This window comes from Bradyrhizobium sp. SZCCHNR1051 (assembly GCF_032489615.1).
In the GTDB taxonomy this organism is placed as follows: Bacteria; Pseudomonadota; Alphaproteobacteria; order Rhizobiales; family Xanthobacteraceae; genus Bradyrhizobium.
Genome location: NZ_JAUEYJ010000050.1, coordinates 1 through 8,546, shown reverse-complemented (window position 1 = coordinate 8,546; position 8,546 = coordinate 1). Strand labels below are relative to the sequence as shown.

Genomic DNA, 8,546 nt, shown 5'->3' with positions numbered 1-8,546 from the left:
CGGTCGAAAACTTTGAATCACATCCAGAAATCGCTTGGAATCGCTTTCGGGCATCCCGTAGCCCGCAAGGGGGAGGGGAGCGCACTGATCGGGTCGCGAGAGTTTGGGTCGAGCGCCCCCAAGGCTCCGAGCAAACAAGCACCGGCCCCACAGCAATCACACCCCCACAAACAAAAACCCCGCCATTTGCGGCGGGGCCCAGTCTGGGAGGAGCAAGCCGGTGAGGCCTGCCGGAGTACCCAGTGAAAGATCAGGCAGGGATGCGCTCGTCCATGTCGTGCGGCTCGCGCAGCACGTAGCCGCGGCCCCAGACAGTCTCGATGAAGTTGCGGCCTTCGGAGGCGTTGGCGAGCTTCTTGCGCAGCTTGCAGATGAAGACGTCGATGATCTTCAGCTCGGGCTCGTCCATGCCGCCGTAGAGATGGTTGAGGAACATCTCCTTGGTGAGCGTGGTGCCCTTGCGGAGCGAGAGCAGCTCCAGCATCTGGTATTCCTTGCCGGTCAGGTGCACGCGCTGGCCGCCGACCTCCACCGTCTTGGTGTCCAGGTTGACGACGAGGTCGCCGGTCTGGATGACCGACTGGGCGTGGCCCTTGGAACGGCGGACGATCGCGTGGATGCGGGCGATCAGCTCGTCCTTGTGGAACGGCTTGGTCATGTAGTCGTCGGCGCCGAAGCCGAGACCCTTGACCTTGTCCTCGATCCCGGCGAGGCCGGAGAGGATCAGGATCGGCGTCTTGATCTTCGAGACGCGCAGCTGCTTGAGCACGTCGTAACCGGACATGTCGGGCAGATTGAGGTCGAGAAGGATGATGTCGTAATCGTACAACTTGCCGAGGTCGACGCCTTCTTCGCCAAGGTCAGTCGTGTAGACGTTGAAGCTCTCAGACTTCAACATCAGCTCGATCGACTGCGCGACGGCGCTGTCATCCTCAATCAGCAAAACGCGCATGCCAGTTCCCCATAGTCGCCGCTCCGGGCGTCAGGTCGGCCGCCATCGCGGCACTCAAAACGCCTTTGAACAACTGATTCGGATCCTGACGAGAGATGGTTAACAAATCCTGATTCCCCTCCGCAAGCTCTATCCGTGCAATTTTTATCGAATCGCCGTAAGGTGTTGCGATAAGGCAGTTTTTCTTAGCCGTCCTCGTTCAAGCTCCATGTTAAGAGATGGACCTAACCGACTCTCGGATCTCACCGCTTTTCGACGGCGGCAAAGCGAAGCACGTCAGTCACTCCAGACCATGACGTAATGATTAATGATGCGAGTAAACACAGAGTTAAACCGACGACGCGAATCTGCCCCTACTTAAGGTTTTCGCAATGAAGGCTCTGGCGCAATGAACTTTCTCTCGCGATGAAGGCGCTTTGGCAATGAAGGCCCTGGCCGAGCAGATCAGCGACATCGACGCCGTGAACACCTATGGGCGTGTCGTCGGCGTGAAGGGACTCATGGTGGAGATCGCCGGGCCGATTCATGCGATGTCGGTCGGCGCGCGCATCGTGATCGAGACCGGCAACAATTACATCCCTGCCGAGGTGATCGGTTTCTCCGGCAAGAATGCCGTGGTGATGCCGTTCGCCGGGCTGGAGGGCGTGCGCCGCGGCTGCCGCGCCGTGATCGCCAATGCGGCCAACCAGGTGCGGCCATCGCCGGCCTGGCTCGGCCGCGTCATCAATGCGATGGGCGAGCCGATCGATGGCAAGGGGCCGCTGCCGCAGGGCGCCTCGCCGGTTCCTTATCGGAACAATCCGCCGCCGGCGCATTCGCGCAGGCGCGTCGGCTCGCCGCTCGATCTCGGCGTCCGCGCATTGAACACCTTTCTCACCTGTTGCCGCGGCCAGCGGCTCGGCATCTTCGCCGGCTCGGGCGTCGGCAAATCCGTGCTGCTGTCGATGCTGGCGCGCAACGTCGATGCGGCGGTGTCGGTGATCGGACTGATCGGCGAGCGCGGCCGCGAGGTGCAGGAGTTCCTGCAGGACGATCTCGGCGATGAGGGTCTCGCGCGCTCGGTCGTCGTGGTCGCGACCTCCGACGAGCCGGCGCTGATGCGAAGGCAGGCGGCGTATCTGACGCTCGCGATCTCCGAATATTTCCGCGACGAGGGCAAGGATGTCCTTTGTCTAATGGACTCTGTGACGCGCTTTGCGATGGCGCAGCGCGAGATCGGGCTGTCGGCTGGCGAGCCGCCGACCGCCAAGGGCTACACGCCCACCGTGTTCACCGAGCTGCCGAAACTGCTGGAGAGGGCGGGGCCGGGCAGCGGCGACGGCACCATCACCGGGATCTTCACGGTGCTGGTCGATGGCGACGATCACAACGAGCCGGTGGCGGATGCGGTGCGCGGCATTCTCGACGGCCACGTCGTGATGCAGCGTTCGATCGCCGAACGCGGCCGCTATCCGGCGATCAACGTCCTCAAATCCGTGTCGCGGACGATGCCGAAATCGGCCGACCCCGTATTCTTGCCGACCATCATGCGGGCGCGCCAGGTGATGGCGACCTACGCCGATATGGAGGAGCTGATCCGGCTCGGCGCCTACCGCGCCGGTTCCAGTCCGGAGGTCGACGAGGCGATCCGGCTGCACGAGCCGTTGGAGGCGTTCCTGCGCCAGCGCAAGGACGAGGTCTCGACGTTGCAGAGCGGGTATCGGGAGCTGGAACAGATCCTGGGGCGCTTGGAAACGGAAAGCTAACTTTGTCGGGTAATCATCCCCTCCATGTAACGAGCCTAGTCGGCGAGCCCAGGGAGGGCGGCCGGCCCTGTCCCGCGCCGTACACGGGACTTCTGGGGAGTATGAGTCGATGAAGTCGCGCGAAACGCTGATCCGTCTGAAGAAGTTTCAGGTGGATGAGAAACGCCGCCGGGTGACGCAGATCGAGGGCATGATCGCTGACTTCCAGCGCATGTCGGCCGAGCTCGAGCGGGAGATCCAGACCGAGCAGGAGCGGGCCGGCATCAACGACCCGACCCATTTTGCCTATCCGACCTACGCCAAGGCCGCGATCCAGCGCCGGGAAAACCTGACGCGCTCGGCCGACGAGCTGCGCACCCAGCTCGAGGACGCCAAGGCCGCGTTGTCCGAGGCGTTCGAGGAGATGAAGAAGGTCGAACTGCTCGACGAGCGTGACCAGGCCCGCGAAAAGGCCGAGGAGAGCGCCCGCGAGCAGGCCGACATGGACAGCATCGGTCTGATGCGCGCCCGGCTCGGCGTCATCGCCTGAGCCTGTCGCCGACACGGCTGTCGCTTTCGAAAACCCGGGCCGCGAGGTCCGGGTTTTTCGTCGCGCCCGCCCCGGTGGAGAGTTGCCCAGGACTTGTGCTACGGGAGGACGTAGGCTCGAACGAGGGAGTGGGGCGATTTTCGGGGACGCCAAATGCTGACGCCGGCAGAGCTGGTCTGGTTGCTTGCCGCTGTTGCCAAGGGGGACGAGGCCGCCTTCGAGCGCCTCTACGCGGCGACGCGCGCGAAACTCTATGGCGTCGTGCTCCGTATCTTGCACCGACAGGACCTCGCCGAGGAGGTCGTCCAGGAGACCTATGTGAAGGTCTGGAACAACGCCGCGCAGTTCAACCCGGCCGTTTCTTCCCCGATCACCTGGATGGCCGCCATCGCCCGCAACCGCGCCATCGACCTGGTGCGCAAGCGCGGTGAGTTGTCTTTGGAGGATGAGCCCTCCGCGCTCGAGGTTGCGGCCGAGACGCCGGATCCGCTGGCGCGCCGCGAGATGTCGGAGGAGCTCAAGCGTCTGTTGGAATGCGTCGGCCAGCTCGAGCCCGACCGCCAGAAGCTCGTGCTGCTTGCCTACTATAACGGCTGGAGCCGCGAGCAATTGGCGACCAAGTTCGAGGCGCCGGTGAACACGGTGAAGACCTGGTTGCGGCGGAGCATGATGGACATCCGCCAATGCCTCGGTCTCGGATGAGGTGCCGTTCGAGCCGGCGAGAGACCTTGTAGGACGTGACCTGGACCTGTGATGGCGTATAGCGAAGACCATGTCGCGCTGGCGGCGGAATATGCGCTCGGGACGCTCGACGCCGCCGAACGGGCGCAGGTCGAGACCATGATGGCGGTCGACAAGGATTTTGTCGCGCTGGTCCAGGCGTGGGAATTTCGTCTCGGTCCGCTCAATCAGATGGTCGGGCTGGTCGAGCCGCGCCCCGAGCTGTGGGAGCGCATCAAGGCCGAGATCGCGCGGTTGCGAGCGTTCGCCGAGAGCGCGCCGCCGGCTGAACCAGTGGCGGTGGCCGAGGCTCCAGTCATTGCTGTTCGTCCTGACCCTGCACCTCCCGAGGGTTCGCCTGTCGCGGCGGAAGCCCTGCCGATCGAAGCGGCCGCGGTCGAGGCGCCCGAGCCTGAGGTCGCGACCGTCGCCGCGACACGCAGCGCGTCTACAGCGCATGAGATCGCGAACGATGATGCGAATGTGGTGCGGCTCTCGTCCAAGGTCCGGCAGTTGCGCGCGGTCGCCAACATCATGACCGCGCTCGCGGCCGTGCTGCTCGCGCTGGTCGGTGTCCAGGTTTACCGCCCCGATCTCTTGCCGCAGCCATTGCGGCCGAAGCCGCGGATCCAGACTGTGGAGGTCAAGGTGCCGGTCGCGCAACCCTCCGCCCAGTTCGTTGCCCTCCTGCAGAAGGACGCGGCGTCGCCGGCGTTCATCTTGACCGTCGATGCTGCCAGCAAAAGCTACACCGTGCGCCGGGTCGGCGCTGCGCCGGAGCCGGGCAAGAGCTTCGAGTTGTGGCTCGTGTCCGACAAGCTGCAGAAGCCGCGCTCGCTCGGCGTGATCGGCGGCAGCGACTTCACCAGCCGTCCCGTTCTCTCGTCCTACGACGCCGACACCGTGAGTCGCGCGACCTACGCCGTCACGGTCGAGCCCGAGGGCGGGTCGCCGACCGGGCAGGCGACCGGGCCGATCGTGTTTACCGGCAAGCTGATCGAGACGGTGCCGCCGGCGCGGTGATTCAGGGCCCAAAAAAGAAAACGCCCGTGGGGAGCGGGCGTTTTCAGTAGTCGACTTGGGGTTGGGTCTACTACATATCCACGCGGCCAGTTGGGGGGCTGTGAGAACCGCGTGAATTCGGGAAATTCCTGTCAGCGAACCAGCGACGTCTCCGAACTCGTCACCACGACCGGCTTGCCGGCCTTGAGGACCTTTGCTGTCTGCGCGTAGTTCGGCTCCGCGTTGAGACGGGCGGAGATGCCGAAGCCGGCCACTGCGATGCCAGCCACGAGCGCCACCACCACGATCTTGAGGTGGGTGGTCCGATCCGCGCTGTAAATCGAGTGGTTCATGGAAGCCTCCTGCCGTCTTCCGTCCTTCGCTGATTCGTGTGAGCCGGGGGCTTTCCGGTTCATCGTCTCGCGTGAACTAACGTAGGAAACCTCAATTCTGTTTCGTAGACCACATCACAAGTGTGTGATAAGGCGTGATGCTTCGCGATCGAAAGTCGATGAAATATACATTTCTATAGCTATATCAATAATTTGACTGCTTGTTCGATGTGCGGATGAAACTTCAGCCACTTAATGCAAATTTAAGAATTTGTTTGCCTGTGGCGGTAAAGCAAGGGGTGGTCTGCCGGTAAAAACGGCAAAAGCCGGCGCCTCGCGCCGGTCCCGCCGATAAAACGCGCTCGGGATTCCGCGGTTCCGCAACGCCAGCCGTCACACGCTCCCCACCGTCTTCAGCCGCGCCCGCGGATGGATTTCGGCCTGCGACAGCACCGTGGTCTGGGCCCGGAAGCGCTCGACCAGCGAGCGGACGAACGGCCGGATCGCCGCCGACGTCACCAGCACCGGCGATTCGCCTTCGCGTGCGGCGCGCTCGAAGGCATCGCGCGTGGCGGTCATGAACTCCGACAGCTTCGACGGCTGCATCGCCAGGCTGCGCTCCTCGCCCTGGCCGATCAGCGACTCCGCAAACGCCTGCTCCCACCTGGCCGACAGCGCGATCAGCGGCAGGTAGCCCATCGGCGAGGTGTTCTGGGCGCAGATCTGGCGGGCGAGGCGGGCGCGCACGTGCTCGACGATCGTGGCCGGGTTGCGCGAGAACGCGAGCGCGTCGGCGATGCCTTCGAGGATGGTCGAGAGGTCGCGGATCGAGATGCGCTCCGACAACAGCAGCTGCAGCACGCGCTGGATGCCGGAAATCGTGATCTGCGTCGGCACGATGTCCTTGACCAGCTCGCTCTGCTCCTTCGGCAGCTCCTTCAGGAGCTTCTGCACCTCGCCGTAGGACAGCAGGTCGCTCATATTGGCCTTGAGCAGCTCGGTCAGGTGCGTCGACAGCACGGTCGCCGCGTCGACGACCGTGTAGCCCTTGAGCGTCGCCTCTTCCTTCAGGCCGGCGTCGACCCAGGTGGCGGGCAGGCCGAAGGTCGGCTCCGTCGTGTGGATGCCGGGCACCGCGACCTGGTTGCCGCCGGGGTCCATGACCATGAACTGGCTCGGCCAGATCTTGCCGGAGCCGGCGTCGACCTCCTTGATCTTGATGATGTAGGTGTTGGCCTCGAGCTGCACGTTGTCGAGGATGCGCACCGACGGCATCACGAAACCCATCTCGATCGCCAGCGACCGGCGCAGCGCCTTGATCTGGTCGGTCAGGCGGTCGGTGCCGTCGGGTGCGTTCACGAGCGGCAGCAGCGCATAGCCGAGCTCGATCTTGAGGTCGTCGATCTTGAGCGCGGCCGAGATCGGCTCCTCGGCGGCCGCGGCAGTGGCAGCCGCTGCCGGCGCTGCAGCCGCGGCGACTTCCTCGGCCTTCGCGACCTCCTTCTGCTTGCGCGCCTTGAGGGCGAGCGCGGCGGCGCCGCCGCCGAGCGCCAGGAACGGAAGGGTCGGGATGCCCGGCAGCAGCGCCAGCACCAGCATCACGGCGGCCGACATGCCGAGCGCCTGCGGATAGCCCGAGAACTGCTTGATCAGCGCCTTGTCGGCGGCACCGCTGACGCCGGCCTTGGAGACCAGGAGGCCCGCCGCGGTCGAGACGATCAGCGCCGGCACCTGGGTCACGAGGCCGTCGCCGACGGTCAGCGTGGTGTAGGTGCGGGCGGCCTCGGCAAAGCCGAGACCCTGCTGGGCGACGCCGATGATGATGCCGCCGATGATGTTGATGAAGACGACGAGCAGGCCGGCGACGGCGTCGCCGCGGACGAATTTCGAGGCACCGTCCATGGCGCCGAAGAAGCCGCTTTCGTCCTCCAGCTCCTTGCGCCTGATCTTGGCGACCTTCTCGTCGATCAGGCCGGCGGAGAGGTCGGCGTCGATCGCCATCTGCTTGCCGGGCATGGAGTCCAGATGGAAGCGCGCCGCGACCTCGGCGATGCGGCCCGAACCCTTGGTGATGACGACGAAGTTCACCGTCACCAGGATCGCGAACACGATGATGCCGATGACGAAATTGCCGCTCATCACGAAGTTGCCGAACGCCTCGATGACGTGGCCGGCGGCATCCGTGCCCTCGTGGCCGCGCGACAGGATCAGCCGGGTCGAAGCCAGGTTGAGCGACAGCCGCAGCATCGTGGAGATCAGGAGGATGGTCGGGAAGGACGAGAATTCCAGCGGCGCCTGGATGAACAAGGCGGTCATCAGGATCAGGATCGACAGGGTGATCGAGATCGCCAGGAACAGGTCGAGCACCAGCGAGGGCAGCGGCAGGATCAGCACCACCAGGATGGTAAGGATGCCGAGCGCCAGCGCGATGTCGCCGCGCAGGACTGCTGTCTTGAGGTCAGCGAATGAGAACCCGCCGGCCGGAGATCCGACCCCCTGACCCGCCGTGACGTCGACCATGGCTTTCGCCCCTTCCCGCCGGCCGCGTGTGCCGGCCCCAAACGACTGCGCGACGGCCGCAGGGCCGCCGTTCCGAAACTGAGGTACCGCGCCGGCGTCCACGGAAGCTCTCCTCCGTCAACTGCACCCAACCACGACACGCACATTCCACCCGGCAATTTTTGCCCGGTGGTTGGTTAGCGTTCGGTTAATGGCGGTTAACAAAGGGTTGCGGGGGAGACGGGATGCGCTCTCCTGCCGCATCTCCGTTACGCCGCCACGATCCGGGCCTCGCCCTTCGAGACGCCCGCCTACGGCGGGCTCCTCAGGGTGAGGAGCGAGGGTCGTCCCCGGACGATGAATTGTGCCGGCCATCGCGCTCCTCCCGATGAGCACACCGCTCACGGCCAAATGCAGCTCCGGTTTCGGCGCCAAACCCTCATGGTGAGGAGGCGCGCAGCGCCGTCTCGAACCATGAGGCCCCTGCCGGGTCTGACTGCGAACAAGCACGAATGAATTTCCTCTCGCAGACATGCGGCATCGTCTCCCGCGGCGCCGCGCGCCCGAGTTGTGCGTCAGGTCCGCCCTCGATCGGATGGAGGGCGCAGGGAAGGCCGGGCGCTGGCCGCGCCCGTGGCCCGCCTGCAGCAAAAAAAGCAGGCGGCAGTCACCACAGGTCTGGCCGAAACACCCGGCGGGCTCAAGCGGTGGTCGCAACACCCAGTGTTTTCATTCGTGACAGCAGCTCGTCAAGCGCCTCTGCTGGA

Annotated in this window: 7 protein-coding genes; 4 read left to right on the top strand and 3 right to left on the bottom strand. The window is 64.8% G+C overall.

Annotated features, from left to right (window positions below; translation table 11 throughout):
- Positions 1-250 precede the first annotated feature (250 nt).
- Positions 251-952, bottom strand: a complete 702-nt coding sequence (gene ctrA, locus QW868_RS33365; protein WP_012046382.1) for a response regulator transcription factor CtrA — start codon at positions 950-952, stop codon at positions 251-253.
- Positions 953-1,374: 422 nt separating this feature from the next.
- Here ctrA and fliI point away from each other — a divergent pair, with 422 nt between their 5' ends.
- From fliI to QW868_RS33345, 4 genes are all read left to right on the top strand, one after another.
- Positions 1,375-2,697: a flagellar protein export ATPase FliI gene (gene fliI / locus QW868_RS33360; RefSeq protein ID WP_315734073.1), complete on the top strand. Its 1,323-nt coding sequence runs from the start codon at positions 1,375-1,377 to the stop codon at positions 2,695-2,697.
- Between the two features lie 109 nt (positions 2,698-2,806).
- Entirely contained in the window at positions 2,807-3,226 is a 420-nt protein-coding gene (gene fliJ / locus QW868_RS33355) for a flagellar export protein FliJ (RefSeq protein ID WP_315714036.1), read from the top strand.
- Between the two features lie 153 nt (positions 3,227-3,379).
- The gene (locus tag QW868_RS33350; protein WP_315714037.1) at positions 3,380-3,928 is read left to right on the top strand and encodes a sigma-70 family RNA polymerase sigma factor; all 549 of its coding nucleotides are present in this window, start codon (positions 3,380-3,382) and stop codon (positions 3,926-3,928) included.
- 51 nt (positions 3,929-3,979) lie between these two features.
- Positions 3,980-4,969: an anti-sigma factor domain-containing protein gene (locus tag QW868_RS33345; protein ID WP_316232558.1), complete on the top strand. Its 990-nt coding sequence runs from the start codon at positions 3,980-3,982 to the stop codon at positions 4,967-4,969.
- 131 nt (positions 4,970-5,100) lie between these two features.
- On the opposite strand, the gene QW868_RS33340 is transcribed toward QW868_RS33345, so the two are convergent.
- Together QW868_RS33340 and flhA are read right to left on the bottom strand one after the other, a co-directional pair.
- Positions 5,101-5,301 (bottom strand): hypothetical protein, encoded by a 201-nt coding sequence (locus tag QW868_RS33340; protein WP_315734069.1) that lies wholly within the window; start codon positions 5,299-5,301, stop codon positions 5,101-5,103.
- Between the two features lie 372 nt (positions 5,302-5,673).
- Entirely contained in the window at positions 5,674-7,800 is a 2,127-nt protein-coding gene (gene flhA, locus QW868_RS33335; RefSeq protein ID WP_315714040.1) for a flagellar biosynthesis protein FlhA, read from the bottom strand.
- Positions 7,801-8,546 lie beyond the last annotated feature (746 nt).